Origin of the sequence: Paracoccus isoporae, from assembly GCF_900101865.1 — a bacterium.
Lineage (GTDB): Bacteria > Pseudomonadota > Alphaproteobacteria > Rhodobacterales > Rhodobacteraceae > Paracoccus > Paracoccus isoporae.
The window spans coordinates 1-20,538 of sequence record NZ_FNAH01000011.1; the positions used below are offsets into that span (position 1 = coordinate 1).

Genomic DNA, 20,538 nt, shown 5'->3' on the forward strand with positions numbered 1-20,538 from the left:
CCTCGGTAAATCTCGTCTTCTTCATCAGAATCTCCTCATCGAGTCTGCCGAGAAAATTCTACTTCCGCATCCCCTTAACCATGGGGAGGATTACCGCGTCGCCGCAGGTATCAGTCAGTCCCTTCGCGTTTCGCCAGATACGGTCGTCCGCGGGGGAGAAACTCCTGCCGCTGTACTCCTTGCTCTCGATGATCTGCTTGCAGACGTCGCGCATCGTCGGCGTGAAGGTTCCCGAGTCGCTGCCCCTTATCACCAAGGTGTGGGACTTGCCGGTGTAGCGCAGATGCGGCCTTGGCCTTCCGCCGCCCTTCCCCTTAGGAAACATCATTCGCCCGCAATCCGCGCCAAAGTCACCGTAGGCCAGTCGGTCCGGTTGGACGCCTGTCTCCTTGAGTGCCGCCTGGAAGGTGGTCCACTCTGCCCTGGCGATTAACGTGCGTTCGTTGGCACCGACCGGCAGCTTGTCCGGGTACGCTGACGCTTGATAGACGATCTTGCTCCACCGCGCCGCGCCGTCCAATTGATCGAAAATTTCGCCGATAGCAGGCGCGAAGTCGGCACCGAGGGGGGCTCCGGTGAAATCCACGAAGAGGACGCAGTGTTCCGGCCGGAGGCCCGCCTTCTTCACCGCCTCGACCAAGGCAGCCGGATCAACCTCCTCGAAGTCCATGTAGATACCCGTCCTGACGTCGCCGTCCCGAATGAGCGCCTGGCGGGCCGGGTTGGTCAGATCGGCGATCGTCAGGACTGGAAGCAGGCGGAAGTTTACCGCCCTGGCGATGCGGAAGAGCGTAGCCACTCCTTCGTCGCCGAGGGCCGCCGCCGCCAGTTGCGGGTCGAGGAACGCACGCCGGTGGGGCCAGCTCTTTCCGAGGCGCTCCCCCATTATGTGGGCGATTTCGTCCAGCGTGGGTACGCGCCCCTTTTCGGGGTCGGACTCAGTGGGAGGCGGCACCACGAAGCGCGGGCAAACGTACCCCTGATAACGGGGGGCCAGCCTGCCGCAGGCCGCGAACTCGCCGGGCTTAGCCCTTAGGGCCGGGTAGTATGGGAGCATCACTCTTTCCTTTCTGGGCTTCGCCCACAAACAGTTTCTTCACGGTGTTCCTCCCGATCTTATTTGTGAACAGGGACCACTCGCCCCGCTCCTTGCGTATCCGCCCGAACACAATCGCCGGATGGATACCTAGCTCGTTAGCGAAACGCTCGATGACCGCAGCCGACTTCGCAATTCGGGCGGTAGAGCGCCGCCAACGTTCTTCCGGGATGAGCAAGTTGGAAGCGAAGCGGTTGGCTTCCTCCTCCTGTTCATCGACCGATGTCTCTTGGTCCGTCTGATCGTAGAAGCCTACGGCCAGCCCAGTGGAGAAGTGAAGCGTAACATGGGCAAGTTCGTGCATCAGCGTGAACCAAAAGTTGTCCACCGTGTCGGTCCGCAAAGTCATTCCGATGACCGGCCTTCCGTCCACGATGAACGCAGCGCCGTCGATCTTTAGGCCGGGCACCTGCGGCTCCACGATCAACACAATACCTTGGCTGGCAAGCACTTCTACTGCCAGAAGTGGCCCATGGGGCTCTTTGCTCAGCCGGACCAGGTCGGGCATCCACTTGAGTTCAAGCGGCTCGTGAACGTCCTCGACCCCCGCGAATGCCTCGCGCGCCCTTGCTGTGACCCTGGCGCGCCAAGCGTGGAGCATGACGTCTTCGGTGTGATCCACAACGTTCAGGCCAGTTCTCAGAAGTCCAGGACTTCCAAAGTCGATCCGGTTCTCGGCGATGTAGCGACGAAGTTCGGCCTCGGTGAAGTCCTCGGCGAACCAGCTGTTTTCGCGTCCATGCTTGAGGGTTTTCTTGATTTCGGCTTTCGACACCCCGTCGATGACCTTGTCCAGCCCGCGGAGTTCCGGTTGGTCGGACATGTCTGCCCACGGACGCACACCGAGCAGCGCCGCCACGCGATGGTAATTCTTGAGGCTGATCTGCCCATATCGCTCAGCTTCCCACCGCTGGACCTGTTGCTCCTTCACGCCGAGGCGCCATGCCAGGTCCTTCTGAGAGAAGCCGTTGGCGATCCTCGCCACAATAAGCATCAGCCCAAGGTCACGATTTACGAGTGCCTTTAGAGCGGTGGGGCGTTGGGTGTCCTTGGCCTCTTCGTATGCCTCAACCGCGTGGGTCAAGCGCTCGCGCTCGGCCTTCATCATGCGCGAGACTTGAGAAACCACCTCAGGCGGCAAGCCGGCAACAACCGGCTTCATTGCGTGCTCCGAGTTCAGTGCCTCGGTTAGACGAGATATACGGGCGCGTGTTTCCCGCGCCTCCTTCTCGTTAAGGGTGATTCCATTCATCGCCATGCCTCTTTTTACACAACTTTTCTGTTGTGCTCAAGTACACAACCGATAAGTTGGGTTCAACGCCTTTTTTGAGCGCTGAATGCGAGTTACGATCGTCATTAAGCGACCTGCCCTGCAGCAATCCGTGGTGGCAATAAAGGCTGGTAATCGAAACTCATCGTCGCCCCAGCCTTCCCAAGCGTGCCAGTTGCGCCAGCATTTGAGACCCGGCTCCCGATGACACTGAGCCACTTGCTTGACCCGTCTGCCCCATCCCTTGCCTGACAGGCATCTGCTGCACCCCGAAGAACTGCCGCGCCCTGAGTGCTGCGTATTCTGCGCCGCTTGCGCCTCCGATTAGGTAGCGGTTGTAGGCCTGCTGGCTGCCCATGGCGGCGCGGGCAAAGCTATACCCGCCACCGAGGCCGCCGGAGAGCGCTGGCATCATGATGTTGCCGGAGATTGCGCGGACGATGAATGGCGTGGCGACAATGAAGCCCTTGGCCATGAGGACCATCATGAAGAAGGGGATGAGCGCGCCTATATTTGAGGCCCCTTCCGGGTCGCCAAGCTCTCCGATCAGAGCGGAAGAGACGCCAGTGATCGTTGCGAACACGCCTGCGACGACGATGGGGTAGAGCGCGAAGGAAACCAACGCCGAAAGCCAGCGCGCGAAATAGTCCTTGGTCACTTCGAAGAGGGTGAGGAAAATCATCACCGGGGCGATCCCGATCAGAAGCGCGATCATCAGTCGGGAGGCCACGAGGATGAAGGTGGCCAGTCCGCCAAGGATCGAGAGCAGAAGCACACCGACGATGTCGAGCATGGCGCCAGCCATCCAGTTCAGCTCGGACCCGGCAGCGTTCAGATAGTCGCCAAGCTCCGCGATCAGCCGGTCGAATTCTTCAGCGAAAGTTCCCGAGGGCCCCGGACTGCCGCCGCCGACCGAGGCCACCAGCGCGCCCGCGATACTGTCGATCCCATAGAGAATGGCAGACGAGAACGCGTTGAACTGCATCCAATTGGTCGCGAATATCCCGATGAGCCCGATCTTGACCGCGAGCCAGAAGGCTGTGTGCCCATCCATGGCCCGATATTGATAGATCATGTTGATGCCGACGAGGATCACCACCAGCGTTGTCCCCAAAACCAGGAGCGTGCCGACCGTTGCTGCAACCGCACCAAACTGTGTCTCAGCGGCGGTGTCGAGATAGGCTTGGGAGGTTTCAACGAAATAGGTGACAACGCTCATCGCGGCCCCGCCTTACCAATTGCCTGCGGCGTCGCAGATTGCTTTCGCTGCAGGGCGGGCGGCGTTGGCGCGGCGGTTGTTGGCGTCCGAGGCTCGCAGCATCTCCCATCGTTCGTCGCTCGCGTGGCGCTCACGAAACACCGCTTCGGCAGCGTCCCAGGACGGGAACCGGATTTCGCAGGCGCAGCTGACGGTCTCGACAATCCGCTCGAGGTTCTGGGCGCGGTAGATGTCTTGAACCAACACGCGCTGATAGGCTTGGCGCAGGGGGATCTCCTGCATCCACACGGGTTCAGCGGGCCGGTCTGGACAGACGTTGAAACTGCGCTCGAGGGTCGGCACCAGGTTGCGCTCGGCAACGGCGAAGGTAGGCGTCAGGCTTAGGGCCAGCGCGGCCAAGGCGAGGTGCTGCGCCTGCCTCATGCCGTGGCTCCGGCTGGTGTGGTCTCACGCTTCAGGAAAACGGTGTGCCCGATATTGGCGAATTCCGAAGTGCTGATCGACACCACCTCCCACCCGTCTGCGCCCTTCTCGTTCAGGCTGGCCTGCATGTCGGAGAGGCTGGTCTTGCGGGTCATGGGAAAGGACAGGATATTGTATTCAAACGTCTTCATGGAGAAGTTCCAATCTCAGTTGCGCCGGGGAGGTAGAATTCTGTGATGCCGCGTTTGCCGTCATGGCGGCCGGCCTGGATGATCACGTCGATGGAGTTCTCGATGTACTGGATCATGTCGGCATAGGTCATCGGGATTTCGGTTTTGAGTGCTGCGATCGCAAGCCGCTGCACGGCCAGTTGCGGGGTTTCGGCATGCAACGTGGTCATGGAGCCGCCATGGCCGGTGTTGATGGCTTCCAGAAAGGTCATGGCCTCCTTGCCACGCACCTCGCCCAGGATGATCCGGTCGGGGCGCATGCGCAGCGTGGCGGTGAGAAGCACATCGGCGGTCTGGAATTCTGCGTCGCGATTGGCGATGAGGGTCACGGCATTGGGCTGGGTCGGCAGAAGCTCGGCCGCTTCCTCGATGGTAACGATGCGTTCCTCGGCCGGCACATGGGCGAGGATCTTGCGCGCGGCCACGGTCTTGCCGGTGGAGGTGCCGCCCGAGACGATCATGTTGAGCTTGTTCTCGACGCAAAATGCCAGCGCATCATCGATCACGCCCGCGGCCACGACGGCGCGCAAGGCGCGCTTCTTTTCCACGCGCAGGTCTTCGAGCTTTCGCTCCTTTCCGTAGAGGAAATCGAGCGCAATGCCCTCGAGTGGCAGGCTTGAGAAGAACCGCAGGCTGATCGACATGGCCGAGAGCACGGCGGGCGGGGTGATGACCTGTGCGCGGATCGGGCGCCCCTTATAGGTGATCGAGACCGAGACGATGGGGCGGTCCTTGCTCATCGTGGTATTGGCCGAGGAGGCGATCTGGTTGCCGAGGTCCCTGACCTGAACGCCCGTCAGCCTCTGGTCCAGCGCGCGCATGAAGTGATCACCCTGGAATTCGCCCCAGCAGGTCCCGTCTGGATTGATGCAAATCTCGATGACATCGTCGCGGGCGGCGGCGTCGATCCGGTCGAGCGAGGTTTCAAGATAGCTCAGCGACATGGGCTCAGAATATCTCCAGATCGCGGTCGACCATGACAGTGACGCGCGCGCCCTGGTCGACATAGATGACGGGGCCGATGGAGAGGTAATCGCCTATGACGCTGTCCGTGGCATCTGCCAGATCATCGCCAACGTCTTCGAGAACGTCGGCGGCAGTCTCATCCTGGACCTCGGAGGCGGCGGCACTTGGTGCCGCGGAAATCAGCGAGATCAAGGCGGCCGACCCGAAACGCTCGGCGAAGCGTGTGTCCACGAAACCCGTGACGCCAGAACGGCCCAGTTCATCACCCCCGAATGAACTGATCTGGACGGTCTGGTTGTCGGGCAGGATGATCCGGTCCCAGGCAATCGTGACGCGGCGCTGCGCGATATCGACGCCGGCGCGGTAGCGCCCGATGAGGCGGGATCCGCGGGGGATCAAGAGGCGCGCGCCATCGACGCTGTAGACATCCTCGGACACCACGGCACGGGTCTGGCCGGGCAGGGAGCTGTCAAGGGCAGTTTCCATGACGGCCTGGATCATGGTGCCCTGTAGAATCGTGTTGGAGGGATTGGCGATCACCTCGGCCTGCGTCACGGTAGAGGGCAGCGCCCCGTTCAGCACGAAATCCGTCACCTCGCCAAAAGTGCGTTCGGTCAGAGCCGTTTCATTCGCTCCGGACGTGCCGCCAAACGCGATGGTGGGGGAGGCGATGCGCCGCTCCTGGAAGGCGCGTTCCTCCGCGGCGCGGCGCTCCAGCTCGGCCATGCGCCGGGCTTCTTCCTCGCGGCGCAGTCGCTCTTCTTCGCGTGCGCGCAGCTCATCTTCCGTGGGGCCCGCTGGGGCGGGCTGGGGTCGGCTGGCCTCGAGTTGGGCCAATTCCAGATCCATGCGGAGTTGCTCAAGACTTCGATCCCGCGCTGTCAGTTCGTCCTGAAATCGTTGCTGTGCGGCTTCCGAGGCAGCTTGCAGCGCCGCGATCTGAGCGGTCAGCGCGTCGATCGCCTCTGCGGCGGCGGTGTCTTCCTCGACGACCGGTTCGGGGGCGTTGCGCAACTCCTCGATCTGGGCCTGCAGGGCGGTGATCTGCGCCAGAAGTTCGGCATTGGGCTCAACGGGGTCTGGTCCGACGAACACAACCTCGGGCTCGGGCGGGGGCAAGGTCTCGATAGCGCCAAAGCCATCCCCTTCGTTTTGGAAGACGTCCGGAGTGGCCGTCGGCAAGGCTTCCTCTTCGTCGGGCTGTGAGAGGAGATAAAGCAGGGCACCACCCGCGCCGATGACGAGGACCACGATCAGCGCGAGAAGGGGCGACCGGCGCTGCGCCGCCGTGGGGGCGCGGGCACTGCCTTTCTCAAGGGCGGCGAGGCGTTTTTCCAGCTCGGTGTTCCCGGTATCGCTCATGAGGTGGCCTCCGCGGGCGGGATCGCCTCGATGCAGACCACCTCTTCGCCCAGTCGCAGGACCCATTGGCGGTTCACGCCGCTGACGCGGATCACGCCGTCTTCAGGAGTTTGCGTGTTGACCGTGCGCTCGCGGCCGCCCGCGTAGCGGAAGATCGCGGGCACAGGTGCGTTTCTTGGAAACGCGAAATACGTGAACGTCCCGTCATCCCAGATGCGGGTTGGCGTGAACTCGGTGCGCGCGCTGGCACCGTAGTTGTAGTTCGGCGCTTGGGCGGCGATGGCCCGGGTCGGGCGCGCATCGTCCTCCGGATAGCGGAACTGCACCACGTAGAACGTTGGGCTGCGGACCTCCTGGACGTTGAAATAGTAGCTGCGCCTGTTCGTGTAGACGGTCACATTGGTATGCACCCCGCGCGCCACAGGCTTGATCGCGAAGGCTTGCCCGCCTGGCACGCCGTCGATCTCGAAGCCTTCCGTGTCGCCCGCAATGATCGAACGGATGCTTTCGCCTTCGCCAAACTCGATGGTGGTCACATGGGTGAGCGACACGCTGAGACGGTAGACCTGACCCTCCTGGTAGGTGGCCAAGCGCACCCGGCTGTCGTTGGGACCGCCACGCGGGATGGCTTCGGCAGAGGCGAGGCCGGGCAACAGGGCAATGACAAAAATAAGCGATCTTATAAACAACAACGTCAGTTCTCCAATCTGTCGGAGCGGATGGAATATTCGAGCACAGTGAACCCAAACGGGTTGGTCCAGACCTCATCGATGGACCTGCGGGTCTCGGGACGGAACTCGAAGAGAAGCGTGGCGGTGAAGAGCCCGGTCTGGGTGCCGTTGATGGAGGTCAGCCGCTTGCGCAAGCGCACGGTGGCGCGGTTGGATCCGATGCGACTGATGCTCAGGATTTCCACGTCGAGCCGGGCATTGGGGCCATAGACGGTCGGCGGATAGTTTTCATTTGCGCTGTTCCATATCTGGCGCAGCCCGCTCTCGGCGGCCCCGTCCGAGCGGCGCAGGACGCTGCGGATGCGCAGATCGTTATCGAGCTGGTTATAGACCTCCCGGTCGGTCACATAGCGGAAGACCTCCGCCTCGATGATCGCCTGGTTGGCGGTCACCGAGGAGGCGCCCACCGAGGCTTCGGGGAGTGCAAAGCCGGTGGCGGGATCATAGGGGACAACGACGGGGGGCGGGTCGACATCGAGGATCGCGACTGCTGCTGCGCTCAGACAGCCGATGATGCCGAAGACAAGGCCCATCAGGCCAAGGCGTTGCCAGAGCCGTTCGCGGCGCAGCGCGCCATAGACCAGTTCTTCCTCGATGATTTCCTGTTCATTCGCCACCCGTCATGCCCCCGCGATCACTCGGCCCGCAGGTCCGGCAAGGTGAAATCCATGAAGCGCTGCTCTTCGGCGATGGTGGCGGCATCAATCACGCCGCCCGTGCCATCGCCCACGGTTTGAATTGCTTCCAGTTGCCACATCGCCACGAGGGCGATGGCCAATTCAGCTGTCACGCGCGTGTTTAGATCGACGCTTTGCTTGAGCTCTTCCATGTCGTCGATCAGCCCGACAAGGCGGTCTACCCGCTCGAGCGACTGGCCGGCATCTTCATAGCTGTTCTGGGCGGCGGCTGAGACGAGCGCGCCGGTTGTGGCCTGCGTCGCCACGCGGTTGGCCCCGGGATTGCCGCTCGTGGCCATTTCCGAGAGGGTGGCCTCGTCAAAGCCGAGATCGGCCAGCACCCGGTCCATCTGGGTTTCGATTTCGCCTGCGCCAGAACCGGACAGGCCCGAGAAATCCCCTGTCTTGATCGCCTCAATCGTGGCGAGGATATCCCCGAACTCCTGGTCGAGCAGGCCATTGAGTTCGTCTTCCATCTCGGTGCGGATGATCTCCGGCAGTTCGGCAAGGCGGGTGAGGGCCTCGTAGGTTCGTTGCAGCTCCGCGAGTTGGTCCGTGAGCGTGGCAAGCTGTTCGCGTAGCTGCGTCAACTGCTCGTTTTGCAGAATCTCGTCCTCGATCATCTGCCGGAGCTGCTGGATGTTTTGCGCGATGTTCTGGGTATCGACGACGGGCACGCCTTGCGCGAGGGCAGGGGATAGGGCGCCAAGATGCAGACCAACCCCAAGTGTCGTGGCCAAAGCTGTCCTCAAGAGCAGATGTCCCATCATTCAATCTCCCTGATCGTAAAATCCATGAACGCGCCTTCGGCCATGCGGGCGCTGGCCTGGGCCAGCTCTTCGGCGGAAAGTACGCGGGTGCGGGCGGCCTGAAACCGGATGCGGGAGGCCACGAGACGCACCAGTTCGGCGCGGGCATAGGTGTTGAGTGCGACGCTCTCCTGCACGTCCTCGGTTTCGGAAATCCGTTCGACGATTTCCGCAATACGCAGGGCGGCTTGCCTGATCGCGGCGGGTGAGTTATTGCCATAAAAGGCCGCCCCATGACCCGTGAGCGAGAGGTTGGCATTGGCCAGAAGCGCGGGGTCGATCGTGCCAAGCGCTTCGATCCCGCCGATACGGGTCAAATAGAGGTTATAGCGTTCGGGGATCACCTGGACGTAGTGCTGGGTCTCGCGAAAGGGCGGAACGCCGCCATACTCGAAAACCCGGCCAGGTCCGGCGTTATAGGCCGCGAGGGCGTTGATGATGTTGCCATCGAATGTGTTGAGCTGGGTCGCGAGATAGCGCGCGCCGCCATGCACCTGCAGATAGGGGCTGTCATAGTATTCTGGGTTGATGCCGAGATCGCTGGCGGTGCCCGGCATGATCTGGGTGAGGCCATAGGCGCCGACGGGAGACCGTGCACCGATGGTGAAACGGCTTTCCTGCCAGATCAGCGCTTGCAGCAGCGCGCGCCATTGGACGGGGGAGAGCCCTGCGCGGCCAACACCCGCAAAGCCGCTGGTCTCCTGGGCGACCCGGATGATGAGCTGCTCGATGTTCTCAGACGCATCCCCGAACATCTGCGCACCGCCGGGATTGGGGTCGATGTCGGCATTGCCATAGACCGCCTCGACTGACCGGGCCGGATCCCCGCTGCCGCTTTCCAGCCCCGAGACCATAGCCGGCAAGCCCTGACCGCCGAAGCTGGTCTGGGCATCGAGGATGCGTTGCAGGGTTTCCAGCTGCTCCCGTTCGATCTCGGCAATGAGTTCGCGCACGGCGAGCTTGTCCGCCTGAACGGCCAAGTCAGCCTTGCGATCGCCAGTCTCGACGATGTCACGCGCGGTCAGCCCACTGTCATTGGTCGGCACGCCTTGAGACAAGGCGAGACCGGGCAGCAGGCAAAGTGCCAGGATATGAGGCAGGCTAGACTTCAACGTCGCCCTCCGGCGCGCCGAGCGGTGCGAAGTGGCAATCTTGGGATGTCGCTGCCGTCGAGGCGAGAAAGGAAAAGCAATTGGCCTGCGGCTCCCGATACTGTGTGCAGGAGGCCAGCGCGCCGAGCGCAGCCAAAGCGATAAGATTACGGATCATGAAAGCCTCCAAAAATCTGGGCGGTCGCGGTAATCGGCGCCAACAAGCGCTTCGCCCTTTTCCATGCCGCCAAGGATCGTGAGACTGGGCCCAAGGGCGCTCAGATCGGCATCGCCGACGATCGAGCCCTGATCGTCGCGGATCAGTGCGAGGCGGCTGTTGCTGCCCGTGTTGAGAAGGACGTCGAGCTCCTTCTCCGTGAGGTTCAGCATGGCGTAGTCCGCAGGCTGCGCGCGGATATTGGGCAGCAGGATCTGCGTCGGAACGGCTTCGACGATGGTCTTGCCGGTCCGGGTGCGCTCAAGCTGGCTGGCATATTGCGTCATCATCACGGCGACGGTGTTCTGCTTGCGCGCAGTCACGAGCCAGTTCGACAACCGTTCGGCGAAATATGCGTTGTCGAGCGCCTTCCAGGCCTCGTCGATCACGATGATGGTGGGGCGGCGGTCCTCGATCTCGCGCTCGACCCGGCGGAAAAGATAGGACAGGACCGCCATCCGTTCCTTGTCGGCCTCGCTGTCTAGAATGCCGGTCAGATCGAAGCCCACGACATCGCCCTTGAGCGAGAACGTGTCCTCGAGGCTCTGCCCGAAGATCCAGCCGTAGCGGCCGTCTTCGGTCCACTCGAGCAGGCGCTGGTGCAGATCGCCGCCGTCATCCGTAGACACAAAAAGCGATGCGAAATCCCGCCAGTTCCGCAGGGCCGGATTGGTGGCCTGGGCATTCTGGCGCACGACCTCCTGGATGCGGTTGGTCTGCGCCGGGGTCAGGGGCTTGTCGGCGCGGTAGAGCAGGGTTGTGAGCCAATCCGAGAGCCAGGCGGTGCCGCGCGCATCGGTCTCTGTCCAGAGCGGGTTTAGACCCGTGGGCTGGCCGGCGTTCAGGGAGGCGTAGCGCCCGCCATTGGCGCGCACCGCCATCTCCATGCCAAGACGGTAATCGAAGACGAAGATCCGCGCCCCTGCGCGACGGGCCTGGGTCATCAGGAAGGCGGACAGCACCGATTTGCCCGACCCGGGTCGTCCCATGATCAGGGTATGGCCGCTGGTCGGTTCTTTGTCGGGCGAGCCCTGCTCGTGATAGGAAAACCGGTAGGCGCTCTGCTCCGGCGTGGGCAAATAAGTTACGACCCGGCCCCATGGGGTTTTCGCGGCGGGTTTGCCGAGCTGTGTCCGGTGAAAGGCCGCAAAATCCGCGAAGTTGCGATTGGTGACGGCGCTGGCACGCACGCGCTTGGGCTGGTTGCCGGGATGCTGGCTGAGGTAATGGGCCTTTGCGGCGACCCGCTCACCGATCATCTTCACGCCTTCGGTCGCGGCGGCGTTCACGATTTCGGCGCTGAGCGTCTGCAGCTCTTCGAGCGTTTCGCAGAAAAGCGTCACGACCATATGGTGTTCGCCGAAGCTTTGGCGCTTGGCCTCGAGATCATCGGCGGCGATATCGAGGGCTTCTAGGAGCGAGAGGGCCGCGTCTTGGCTGGCCTGCATCTGGCGCTTTTGCCGTTTGATGCGGCCCGCCATGAGGTTCGAATTGATCGGGGTGAAGGAATGGGTGACGATCATGTCGACCGGTAGGTTCAGCATGTCGAACATGGTGCAGGAGGTGCCTTCCGAGTATTCCCCGATGGTGAAACTCTTGCCGTAGCGATGCCCCACGACGCCCTCGGAAAGCTCGAAATGGTCGCCGTGAAACGTCACGCGGGTATTGGCGACGTTGAAGGACAAAAAGCCGTAGGTGTTGGCCGGGTAGAGCGGCAGCTCGGTGCCCGTGTTGAGCGCGCCCAGAAACCCCACCAATTCCCCCGATGCAGCCGACAGCAGGCGCGGTTTGAGCTCTGCGAGGCCGGACAGGAAGACGTTCACGGCCTCGCCCAGGCGCTGCAGGCGTTTGCGGGTCTCCTCTCTCAGCCGGTCCGGCGCGCTGCGGCTGAGGAACGGCAGGAGGCTTTTCGGGGGTGGGCGGTGAATGACGGTGAGCGTCAGCGTCTTGTCGCGCAGCCCGCTGGTCTCGAGTTTCGCGCGCCAGCGCCGGTCAACCTCGCCTGCGAAGCTGTCCTCACGGATCGGGTCGAGATCAGGTTTGATGGCCTTGGAGACCTTGTGGACGTAATAGCTGAATTCCGGCCCGAGCTGCGCGACGATGCGGGCAAAGAGCGCCGTCACCTTGTCGAGATAGGCATCGTCGGTCGTGTAGCTGTTGATCCCCTCGAGCCGGATGCAGCGGAAGAGTTCGTTCACCCGGGTCCGCACGGTCTGGTCGTCGACGAGGCTCACATAGGGCAGCATATGCGCGAGGCGGGTCTCGCGCGCATACCAGTCTGGCGTCATTGTGCGGGCATCGAGCGCAGCATCACGGGCGTCATCACGGGGCATAGCTGTCCCCGCCATGGATGGACCTGTTGCGCGTGGGCGGTGTCTCCTGCAGGGCCGTCATCATTACGTCGATGAAACGCGGGTCCCAATCCGCGGCCTTCCAAAGCACCGGATAGAGCAGGGCGGCGAAACCCAGCACCGCGATGTGCTGGACCCAGACGAACAAGAGCACCGAACCGAAGAGCCAGACCATCGCATACATGATGGGCAGGCCCAGAAGCTTCGGCGGGCGCACGAGCCCAAGAAAGAGGGGCGCGCGTTCAGCCACCGGCAAAGACCGCAGCAACGATCGTCGGGGCAGCCGCGACACCGGCGATGCCGACCAGGACCCAGAGCGCCTGGCGCAGATCAATGATGTTGAAGAACCAGCTCAGGAAAACTCCCAGAACGGCGAGCGTGGCAATGACGACCCCAAGCGGGCCGGTCAGGGCATCGACGATGCCCTGCAACAGGCTTTGGATCGGGGAGAGATCAATGCTTTGTGCGAGGGCCGGTTCTGCGACGAGCAGGAAGAGCGCCAACGAGGCGATAAAGAGGTTTGAAACCCAACTTGTTTGGAAAATTCGGTATCGCCAATGCACTGCCGCGCTGCGCGCTCTCGTGACATTGCCGATAAGTGTTTTGAGGAATGATTTCCAAAAAGGTTGGGACATCATGAATTTGATCCTTCCAATCGGGCCACGACGGCCATGACGCGGGCCACGTGGTTCTGGGTTTCTCGGTAGGGGGGAATGCCACCGTGCTGGCGCACGACGTCCGGCCCCGCGTTGTAGGCCGCCAGCGCCAGATGCGGATCGCCGAAGCGTTCCAGCATCATCGCGAGGTAACGGGCAGAGCCGTCGAGGTTCTGTTGGGGGTCACGCGGGTCAACGCCCAGATCACGAGCCGTCGCAGGCATCAATTGACCAAGGCCAATAGCACCTGCACTTGAAATCGCATCCTGCCGGTAGGCGCTCTCAACCTCGATATTGGCCCGATAGAGAGCCAGCCAATCCGTGACGGACAGTCCCGCGCGGCGCAAACCGGGATGGCCGGCATAACGCAGGGCTGTTGCCTCGATGCCCAAGAGAACGTCTGCGCGGGGCAGGGGTGCTGGCTGGGCGAGTGCCGCAAACCTCAGCGCGTCAGGTTTGGGCGCTGCTTCCGTCTCACCAAGGATAGCCAAACCATCGGACGCCGATCCCTGACCAACGCCGTCATTGTAGTTCTGGGCAAAACCGCTCTGAGACCGGGATGGGGTCAGAGAGCCGTCGCTATCCATGACCAGGACCATCTGTGCAGAGGCTGGGGCGGCGACCAGCCAGAGACAGACGAGGTTAGTTGCCAGTGCCCTTGTCTGATGGGGCTTTGTCTGGCGGGGCGAATTTGTGCGTACGGCTTGTCCCCGCCTCAAGCGGCAGGTCGACATGCGCAAAGCCAAGGCCAATGAAGAATGACACCACGCCGGAGATCGTCTTGAACTCGCGGATCTTGATATCGTTGTAGGTCGTCCGCGTGCGGGCGGTGACGAGGAGCTTTTCCACGCCCTCGTCAGAGACAACGCGCATGATCCAGACCCCGTAATAGCTGGGGCCTTTCTTATGAGCCGACTCCTGGCACAGGATTTCTGCGCTATAGCCGCTTTCCACGAGTTCGCGGAACCTGGCTTCCGTAACCACATTTGGTGCTTCGATGTCCCAGTTCATGGCCCGGCTCACGCTTTCTCCAATGGCGCGACCCCAGGCATTCCCACTTGAAGCCCAGAGTTACGATAGTATATTATCAACCGCAAGATGTATTATCGTGCTTTAGCTGTAGTTTGGTCACGCAAACACTAGTCACGGCCAGTGTCTGCGATCAAGGAGATAACAGGTTTGAGAAACCCAAGGTTGACATGCCTGCTCCCATTGCAAGCTATGGTCCTTCTAATCTGCGTTCCCGGGCCGGTTTTGGCGGAATCCTGCTTCGCCCCGGCCCGTCCCTTCCTGCCAAGCGATTCGCAGGCGGCGCGGGACTATGCGGACATCATCCGTGGCGATTTCGAAGATTACATTCAGGATATCCAGAGCTACTTCCGTTGCCTCGACGGTGAACGCGCCCGCGCTTTCGAGGAAGCGCGCGAAGTCAGCGAGGACTATGGCCGATTTCTACAATTGGTAGGGGATTGATGGGCAACCTCGGGAGCATCAGACTTGCAGCCCATGGAAACCAGACGCCGATAACACCCTCATATATCTACTTTTTAGATAATAGATTTCATCCGCTAGCGACGTCACAAAAGGTATGTGACGCGTGGCAAAGACAATCAGAAGCAAAGGGCAAGTGGCACTCTGCCAGGCGTTGGTCGACGCGCGCATCAAAGCGGGCCTCGGCCAGAAAGACTTGGCGGATAGGCTCAGATGCCACCAATCCCTTATTGCCCGTCTTGAAAGCGGTCAGCGCCGGGTCGACGTTGTCGAACTGGTCGTTTTGGCGCGTGCCATCGGCTTTGATCCGTTCCAGCTTCTGGCGATCGTTGAAGCCGCCACGGAGCCCGACCACAGGATTTGAAGCCAATGAATTGTTGAGAACACGGAAACCCATTTTCCCGGTCTGATGATCATTCCCTCCTCGAGGACCAGTTAGCCAACATCAAAGAAGCCCGGCGCGCGGTCGTAGTGAACGCTCTGCAACCCCACGCCGCAATTCGCAGCGCCACAGTGCAGGAAGTCAGTAAACAGTGAACGATGATAGGGGTGAGGGCGTCGCGATCGCCAATCTGATCGGGACCGATGGGTGCAGTGTTGTTGGTTGGGTTTATCGCTGGAGTACAGGCTCACATGCGGTGATGTGGGACGTCCAAGGGCCCCAGCCGGTATCGGAAACCCGGCCGGATATAAGTGACGAACAGAAGCAAGAAATCGACTTCGATGCGCTCATGCGGATTCGAAAAAGTGACAGTGGATAGGCTTCTCAGGCAGCCGCCAGTTCATATTGATGGAAAGGGTCTGCGAGCGTACCGGTCATTGGAGCAGATGGCAGCGAAGGTCTCGAAGGAGCCCTTTTTGACGAATGCTGCCGAGCGACTGAACGGCCGCTTCGGCGGACCCGCAGCTTAGCGAGGTGTTCTCCGTTCGGGTCTAGACATACTCCGTAATGCGTTTCAACAAGGCGACACCGGCACCTGATAGAACGCCGCAAGAAGACGTAAGCTCTTGACGACGCCCGGTGTCGAGCGGGTGGGGTCCTGTTATGTGACCGTAAACTGCCCCATCATGCCCGCATCCTCGTGTTCGAGGATGTGGCAGTGATACATGAATGGTGTCTCTTCCGAAGCCAGCTTGTCGAACCTCAGCAAGATTTCGGTCGGACCCTGCACACGGACAACATCTTTCCAACCGATCTGCGCCGAGTCGACCGGCCGCCCGTTCTGACTCACGACCCGAAAGGAAGTCCCGTGAACGTGGAAGGTGTGCCGCATCATCATGTCGGCATTAATGCGCCAAAGCTCGGTTTCGCCTGCGCGGACGGTCTCATCAATGCGATCCATGACGTAAGGTGCACCGTTGATCCCCATCGTCTGGCCGCCGCCACCCATCATGCCGCCGCGCATCATGCCCCCGGTGTGCATGTTGAGGGTGAAATTGCGCCTGCGGACCGGATCGCCGAGTGCGGGCGCATCCGAAGGCAGCGAGGTGGGCAGGCGGGTGGGGCCGGCGGGCGCAGCTTCGCCTACATCAAACGACATGATCTCGAGCGGCGCACCACTGTTTCCATCCATCCCCATCATGCCGCGGTCGCCCATCATGCCTCTATCGCCCATCATCATGGAGCCGCCCCTGTCACCCATCATGCCCCCGTTCATCACGCCATTCATCCCGATGTCGCGCGAGACAAGAGAAACAGGTGACCGGTCCGAGAATTCGACCACGATCTCGGCCCGTTCGGCACCGTCGAGTTGCAGGCTGGCCATGGCAAGAGGGCGGGCCAGAAGGCCGCCGTCACTCGCGACCTGGTGGAATTGCCTGCCGTCGGTGAAACGGAAATCATACACGCGCGCATTCGACGCGTTCAGGATACGCAGGCGTACCAGACCCGCCGGAACTGTAAGCTTGGGACGGATCACACCGTTGACGAGGATCTGGTCCCCCTGGAACCCATGCATCCGATCCATCATGCCAAGACTATAGGTCATGCGGCCTGACCGATCGAAGCGTCGATCCTGCACGATGAGTGGAAAATCGTTCACGCCATAGTCGTGCGGCAGTGGATCGTCGATCTCGGGGTCGTCGATGACAATCATGCCCGCCAACCCGCGATATACCTGCGGGCCTGTTCGCCCGTGAACATGGCTGTGATAAAACAGCGTTGCCGCCGGGTGATCGACCGGTAATTCCGGCGCCCAGGTCTCGCCCGGGCCGAAAGCAAGTTGCGGCCCACCGTCGAGATAGCCCGGCACGTGCATGCCGTGCCAGTGAGCAGTGATCGGTTCATCGAGACGGTTCATGACACTTATGTTTGCGGTGCGCCCGCGCCGGAACCGCAGCAGCGGTCCGAGGTAATCCTGGGAGTAGCCCCAGGTCTCCGACGTCGCGCCTCCGGTGAACTCGCGTGTTCCGCGTATCGCATCGAGTGTGTTGCCTGCGCCGGGGCCGATCTCCATAACCTCCGGTATCGGCAAAGGCGCGCCGGGTTCGGCGGCCCATGCCCGGCTGATATTAAGTGCTGGGGTTGCGAGCGAGGCTGCGGCTAGGCTAAGGAACTTTCGGCGTCTCACAGTGATACTCCGTCATTGGAAGGGTTGCATCGTCCCAACCGAGGCCGAGCAAATATCGCGATAGCGCTCGCACCGGTGTTAGGCCCGAAGCGGGAGACCCGCGTCTTTCCAGCCCGCCAGACCCCCTTCGATTACAGCGGTGTCATAGCCCATCTGGCGCAGGCTGTCGGCGGCAAGGGCCGCGCGTGCGCCGGACGCACAGAGAACGTGAACACGGCCCGTGCCATCGCGTTTCGCGGCCAAAGCCTCGTTCGCCTTGCCGGTCTCGGGATCGGCCTGTGCTTCGACCAACCCGCGCGGGATGTGGATCGCGCCTTCGATTGCGCCGTCGCTCTTCAGCTCTGCCGTTTCACGCACGTCGAGGATGACATCTCCCTGCGCCATCGCTCTGTGCGCGTCAGCGGGAGCGATTCCATCGACGCGCGATCTTGCGTCCGCGACGAGGTCTTTCATGGACTTGTTCACGATCCTTTCTCCTTTCAGAACTTGTTGACGGGCATTTTCAGGTAGTGCGCACCGTTGCTTTCGGCTTCGGGCAATTGCCCCGCACGCAGGTTGACCTGAAGTGCTGCGAGCATCCGGTCCGGCAGGTCCAGTGTGGCATCCCGATCCTCGCGGGTCTGGATGTAGTCGGCCTTGTCGGTGCCGTCCTTGACATGGACATTCTTGGCTTTGTGGGTGGCAACTGAGGCTTCCCATTCCGGCCTGTCGCGATCCTCGGACCCATAGTCATGACCGACGAAAAGCCGCGTATCCTTGGGCAGAGACAGGATCACCTGGATCGAGTTCCACAAATCCTCGGTGGTGCCACCGGGAAAATCGGCACGGGACGTGCCGCTGTCGGGCTGCATCAGCGTGTCGTGCACGAAGGCCGCATCGCCGCAGACATAGGTGATCGACCCAAGCGTATGCCCCGGGGACAGCATCACCCGAACGTCCAGATCGCCGATGCGGAAGGTATCCCCGTCCGCGAACAGGCGGTCGAAGTCGCGGTGGGGGTCGAAGGCGTCCGGCGTGTTGTAGTAGTCGCGCCAGAGTTCGGCGATGTCGCGGACCTTTTCACCGATGGCGTTTGCAGCACCGGTCCGTTTCTTGAGGTGCGACGACGCCATCATATGATCGGCGTGGGGATGCGTATCGAGTACCCATTCCACCGTCAGGCCGTGCTTCTCCACAAGGCCCAGCACCTGCTCCATGCTGCGCGTATCGGTCGCGAAACGCGCCGGATCGAAGTTCAGCACCACGTCGATCAGTGCGGCCTTCTTCGTCGCGGGATCGGCGCAGATATATTGGATCGACCCGGTGTCGGGCTCGTAGATGCCCCAGACATCGGGGCTGTTCGGCCCAGTCGATGCGGATTGGCGGACGATGGGCTCGTTCAGTTCGGCCACATTTACGCTCCTTTGCTTGCGAATGAGGAAGATGATTTGGCGAAACCGGCGAGGACGATCCCGACCAGCATGGCGGGCAGGAAAATGAGGATGCCTGACGATCCAATCAACAGCGATGTCCAAGCGGGTCCCGGACAGAAGCCGCCTAGGCCCCAGCCCATGCCGAAGATGGCCGCGCCGGTCAGAAGCGGCGCGTCTATGGCGGTGCTGTCCGGCAGATCAAACTGCGACCTTTTACGCCTCACGATAATTGTCACACGCCTCAACACCCACTGCGACCACGTCGAGAAGTGCGTCCACATCGTTCAGAAGGACCGTGATGCGCGGGTTGCTGATACGGTAACGGATGAAGCGCCCTTCGCGGTCGCTGGCGACAAGCCCGCAGTCCAGCAGGCACCTCAGATGGTTGGAGACGTTGGGTTGCGATAGTTCGGTCCGCTCGACGATCTCGTGAACGGCCAATGGCTCGTTGCAAAGTGCACCGAGGATGGCCAGGCGGCTCGGGTCCGCGAAGCCGCGGAACAGCTTCGCCCGTCGCTCGATGGTTGCGCTCTTGCGGTCATCGACCAATTGCGCCATATCACTCCTCGCTGATATGTTGTTCTTCGATTCATCCTAGCAGGAATAGCGCGACCATGGCCAACACCGAAAATGCCGGATCGACGGCAGATGTCCCGCCCGTCCGTTACCGGGTTTCCGGTATGGATTGCGCCAAGGATGCCGCGCAGATCGAGCGGGCGGCACAGGCAGCCGGGGTCGCGCCCGGCGATGTGAAAGTGTCGGCCGCGACGCACATCATGACACTGACTGCACCCGAAGTGCGCCTGCCGGACATCGAAAAGGCAGTCGCGGTGACAGGCTATGGCTTCGACCGGATCGAGGGCGATGAAGACATTCCGCCGAATCCCGCCCATCAGGACCCGGCCTACCGCCGTGCCCTCTGGATCGTCGTGATCCTGAACGTGGGATACGGGGTCCTCGAAATGATCGGCGGTTTCATTTCCGGATCGCAGGCCGTGAAGGCCGATGCGCTCGATTTCATCGGCGACGGCGCGATCACCTTCCTTGGCCTGCTGGCCATCGGCTGGAGCCTCGCCTGGCGGGCACGGTCGGCCTTGATCCAAGGCATCTTCCTCGGCCTGCTCGGCCTTGGCGTCCTCGGCACGACCATCGTGCGAGTCTTCGAACGGACGACGCCGGATGCAGGTCTAATGGGCCTGCTTGGCATGATCGCCCTTGTCGTCAACGTCATCTCCGTTCTGCCGCTGCTGCGGTTCCGCAAGGGCGACGCGAACATGCGGGCCGTCTGGCTATTCTCGCGCAACGACGCCATCGGCAATGCGGCGGTTGTCGTTGCCGCCGGTCTCGTGGCGTGGCTGGGCAGCGCCTGGCCGGACCTCATCGTCGCCTTCGGCATCGCCGGACTGTTCCTGCACTCGTCCTGGGCGATCATTCGCGATGCGCGGGCCGATCTGAAGGCAGCGGCATGAACAGCCGCGTTCTGGGCGGGCTCTGCGCGATCGCGGCGTTCGGCCTCGATCAGGGTACCAAGGCGCTTGCGCTGAACACACCGGCGCTTGAGCGCGGCGTCGAGGTTCTACCCTTTCTCAATCTCGTGCGGGTTCTGAACGATGGAGTCAGCTTCGGTATGCTGGGCGGGATCGTGCCTTGGTGGGGTCTCATCGCGCTTGCTGGCGTGATCGTGTTATGGCTGCTGATCTGGTTGTGGCGCGCGCCGGACAGGCTGACGGCTGCCGCTCTCGGTCTGATCATCGGCGGCGCACTCGGCAATGTCCTCGACCGGCTGCGTTATCAGGCCGTCCCAGACTTTCTGGATTTCCATTACGGAACATACCACTGGCCGTCCTTCAATCTTGCGGATGTGGCGATTTTCTGCGGCGCGGCCCTACTGTTCTGGGACAGCTTCCGCTCTGCGACGGACAAGCCTGGTCAGGGTCAACGCAAGGAAAACACAACGGGGGTGTAAC

The 20,538-nt window shown here is 61.8% G+C and carries 26 protein-coding genes; 4 read left to right on the top strand and 22 right to left on the bottom strand.

Annotated elements, in window-relative coordinates; translation table 11 throughout:
* Positions 1 to 58: 58 nt before the first annotated feature.
* The 17 genes from BLT73_RS14340 to BLT73_RS14415 form a co-directional block, all read right to left on the bottom strand.
* Entirely contained in the window at positions 59 to 1,057 is a 999-nt protein-coding gene (locus BLT73_RS14340) for a beta family protein (RefSeq protein ID WP_090524987.1), read from the bottom strand.
* Entirely contained in the window at positions 1,026 to 2,348 is a 1,323-nt protein-coding gene (locus tag BLT73_RS14345; protein WP_218132554.1) for an XRE family transcriptional regulator, read from the bottom strand. The genes BLT73_RS14340 and BLT73_RS14345 overlap by 32 nt, the downstream gene beginning before the upstream one ends.
* Before the next feature lie 160 nt (positions 2,349 to 2,508).
* On the bottom strand, positions 2,509 to 3,585 hold the full coding sequence (locus BLT73_RS14350) for a TrbL/VirB6 family protein (protein ID WP_090524990.1): 1,077 nt from the start codon (positions 3,583 to 3,585) through the stop codon (positions 2,509 to 2,511).
* Between the two features lie 12 nt (positions 3,586 to 3,597).
* Positions 3,598 to 4,008, bottom strand: coding sequence for a hypothetical protein (locus BLT73_RS14355; protein ID WP_090524992.1), 411 nt, complete (start codon positions 4,006 to 4,008; stop codon positions 3,598 to 3,600).
* Entirely contained in the window at positions 4,005 to 4,199 is a 195-nt protein-coding gene (locus BLT73_RS14360) for a DUF4177 domain-containing protein (protein WP_012187154.1), read from the bottom strand. The genes BLT73_RS14355 and BLT73_RS14360 overlap by 4 nt, the downstream gene beginning before the upstream one ends.
* Complete coding sequence (locus tag BLT73_RS14365; protein ID WP_090524994.1) at positions 4,196 to 5,182, bottom strand: ATPase, T2SS/T4P/T4SS family; 987 nt, start codon at positions 5,180 to 5,182, stop codon at positions 4,196 to 4,198. The genes BLT73_RS14360 and BLT73_RS14365 overlap by 4 nt, the downstream gene beginning before the upstream one ends.
* A 4-nt stretch (positions 5,183 to 5,186) precedes the next feature.
* On the bottom strand, positions 5,187 to 6,566 hold the full coding sequence (locus BLT73_RS14370; protein WP_090524996.1) for a TraB/TrbI/VirB10 family type IV secretion system protein: 1,380 nt from the start codon (positions 6,564 to 6,566) through the stop codon (positions 5,187 to 5,189).
* On the bottom strand, positions 6,563 to 7,258 hold the full coding sequence (locus BLT73_RS14375; protein WP_090524998.1) for a TrbG/VirB9 family P-type conjugative transfer protein: 696 nt from the start codon (positions 7,256 to 7,258) through the stop codon (positions 6,563 to 6,565). The genes BLT73_RS14370 and BLT73_RS14375 overlap by 4 nt, the downstream gene beginning before the upstream one ends.
* 2 nt (positions 7,259 to 7,260) lie before the next feature.
* Positions 7,261 to 7,914, bottom strand: a complete 654-nt coding sequence (locus BLT73_RS14380) for a VirB8 family type IV secretion system protein (RefSeq protein ID WP_090525000.1) — start codon at positions 7,912 to 7,914, stop codon at positions 7,261 to 7,263.
* A 17-nt stretch (positions 7,915 to 7,931) separates the two neighbouring features.
* A complete protein-coding gene (locus BLT73_RS14385; RefSeq protein ID WP_090525096.1) occupies positions 7,932 to 8,741 on the bottom strand; it encodes a type IV secretion system protein in 810 nt (269 codons plus the stop codon).
* A complete protein-coding gene (locus BLT73_RS14390; RefSeq protein WP_090525002.1) occupies positions 8,741 to 9,829 on the bottom strand; it encodes a lytic transglycosylase domain-containing protein in 1,089 nt (362 codons plus the stop codon). Before BLT73_RS14390 ends, BLT73_RS14385 begins: the two co-directional genes overlap by 1 nt.
* Positions 9,830 to 9,884: 55 nt before the next feature.
* On the bottom strand, positions 9,885 to 10,052 hold the full coding sequence (locus BLT73_RS17365; protein WP_176805116.1) for a hypothetical protein: 168 nt from the start codon (positions 10,050 to 10,052) through the stop codon (positions 9,885 to 9,887).
* Entirely contained in the window at positions 10,049 to 12,424 is a 2,376-nt protein-coding gene (locus BLT73_RS14395) for a VirB4 family type IV secretion/conjugal transfer ATPase (RefSeq protein WP_090525004.1), read from the bottom strand. Before BLT73_RS14395 ends, BLT73_RS17365 begins: the two co-directional genes overlap by 4 nt.
* The gene (locus BLT73_RS14400; protein ID WP_040104433.1) at positions 12,414 to 12,692 is read right to left on the bottom strand and encodes a VirB3 family type IV secretion system protein; all 279 of its coding nucleotides are present in this window, start codon (positions 12,690 to 12,692) and stop codon (positions 12,414 to 12,416) included. The genes BLT73_RS14395 and BLT73_RS14400 overlap by 11 nt, the downstream gene beginning before the upstream one ends.
* Positions 12,685 to 12,987, bottom strand: coding sequence for a TrbC/VirB2 family protein (locus tag BLT73_RS14405; protein ID WP_067923895.1), 303 nt, complete (start codon positions 12,985 to 12,987; stop codon positions 12,685 to 12,687). The genes BLT73_RS14400 and BLT73_RS14405 overlap by 8 nt, the downstream gene beginning before the upstream one ends.
* Positions 12,988 to 13,076: 89 nt before the next feature.
* Positions 13,077 to 13,697: a lytic transglycosylase domain-containing protein gene (locus tag BLT73_RS14410; protein WP_090525005.1), complete on the bottom strand. Its 621-nt coding sequence runs from the start codon at positions 13,695 to 13,697 to the stop codon at positions 13,077 to 13,079.
* A gap of 43 nt (positions 13,698 to 13,740) precedes the next feature.
* Positions 13,741 to 14,109: a hypothetical protein gene (locus tag BLT73_RS14415; RefSeq protein ID WP_067923892.1), complete on the bottom strand. Its 369-nt coding sequence runs from the start codon at positions 14,107 to 14,109 to the stop codon at positions 13,741 to 13,743.
* Between the two features lie 210 nt (positions 14,110 to 14,319).
* Between BLT73_RS14415 and BLT73_RS14420 the strand changes: the two genes are divergently transcribed.
* Together BLT73_RS14420 and BLT73_RS14425 are read left to right on the top strand one after the other, a co-directional pair.
* Positions 14,320 to 14,571, top strand: coding sequence for a hypothetical protein (locus BLT73_RS14420; protein ID WP_036562850.1), 252 nt, complete (start codon positions 14,320 to 14,322; stop codon positions 14,569 to 14,571).
* Positions 14,572 to 14,695: 124 nt separating this feature from the next.
* Complete coding sequence (locus BLT73_RS14425) at positions 14,696 to 14,953, top strand: helix-turn-helix domain-containing protein (RefSeq protein WP_040610014.1); 258 nt, start codon at positions 14,696 to 14,698, stop codon at positions 14,951 to 14,953.
* Positions 14,954 to 15,632: 679 nt separating this feature from the next.
* Here the strand turns inward: BLT73_RS14425 and BLT73_RS14435 are convergent.
* From BLT73_RS14435 to BLT73_RS14455, 5 genes are all read right to left on the bottom strand, one after another.
* Positions 15,633 to 17,045 (bottom strand): multicopper oxidase family protein, encoded by a 1,413-nt coding sequence (locus tag BLT73_RS14435; protein WP_090525006.1) that lies wholly within the window; start codon positions 17,043 to 17,045, stop codon positions 15,633 to 15,635.
* Between the two features lie 192 nt (positions 17,046 to 17,237).
* Positions 17,238 to 17,612 carry a rhodanese-like domain-containing protein gene (locus BLT73_RS14440; RefSeq protein ID WP_067921159.1) on the bottom strand — a complete coding sequence of 125 codons (375 nt, stop codon included), beginning with the start codon at positions 17,610 to 17,612 and terminating at the stop codon, positions 17,238 to 17,240.
* Positions 17,613 to 17,638: 26 nt separating this feature from the next.
* Positions 17,639 to 18,550 (bottom strand): MBL fold metallo-hydrolase, encoded by a 912-nt coding sequence (locus BLT73_RS14445; RefSeq protein WP_067921155.1) that lies wholly within the window; start codon positions 18,548 to 18,550, stop codon positions 17,639 to 17,641.
* 2 nt (positions 18,551 to 18,552) lie between these two features.
* Complete coding sequence (locus tag BLT73_RS17820; protein ID WP_322630180.1) at positions 18,553 to 18,852, bottom strand: DUF6691 family protein; 300 nt, start codon at positions 18,850 to 18,852, stop codon at positions 18,553 to 18,555.
* The gene (locus BLT73_RS14455) at positions 18,785 to 19,129 is read right to left on the bottom strand and encodes an ArsR/SmtB family transcription factor (RefSeq protein ID WP_090525009.1); all 345 of its coding nucleotides are present in this window, start codon (positions 19,127 to 19,129) and stop codon (positions 18,785 to 18,787) included. The genes BLT73_RS17820 and BLT73_RS14455 overlap by 68 nt, the downstream gene beginning before the upstream one ends.
* Positions 19,130 to 19,185: 56 nt before the next feature.
* Here BLT73_RS14455 and BLT73_RS14460 point away from each other — a divergent pair, with 56 nt between their 5' ends.
* Positions 19,186 to 20,040, top strand: a complete 855-nt coding sequence (locus BLT73_RS14460; RefSeq protein ID WP_036708216.1) for a cation efflux transmembrane domain-containing protein — start codon at positions 19,186 to 19,188, stop codon at positions 20,038 to 20,040.
* Positions 20,037 to 20,537, top strand: a complete 501-nt coding sequence (gene lspA / locus BLT73_RS14465; RefSeq protein WP_090525010.1) for a signal peptidase II — start codon at positions 20,037 to 20,039, stop codon at positions 20,535 to 20,537. The genes BLT73_RS14460 and lspA overlap by 4 nt, the downstream gene beginning before the upstream one ends.
* Position 20,538: the final 1 nt, after the last annotated feature.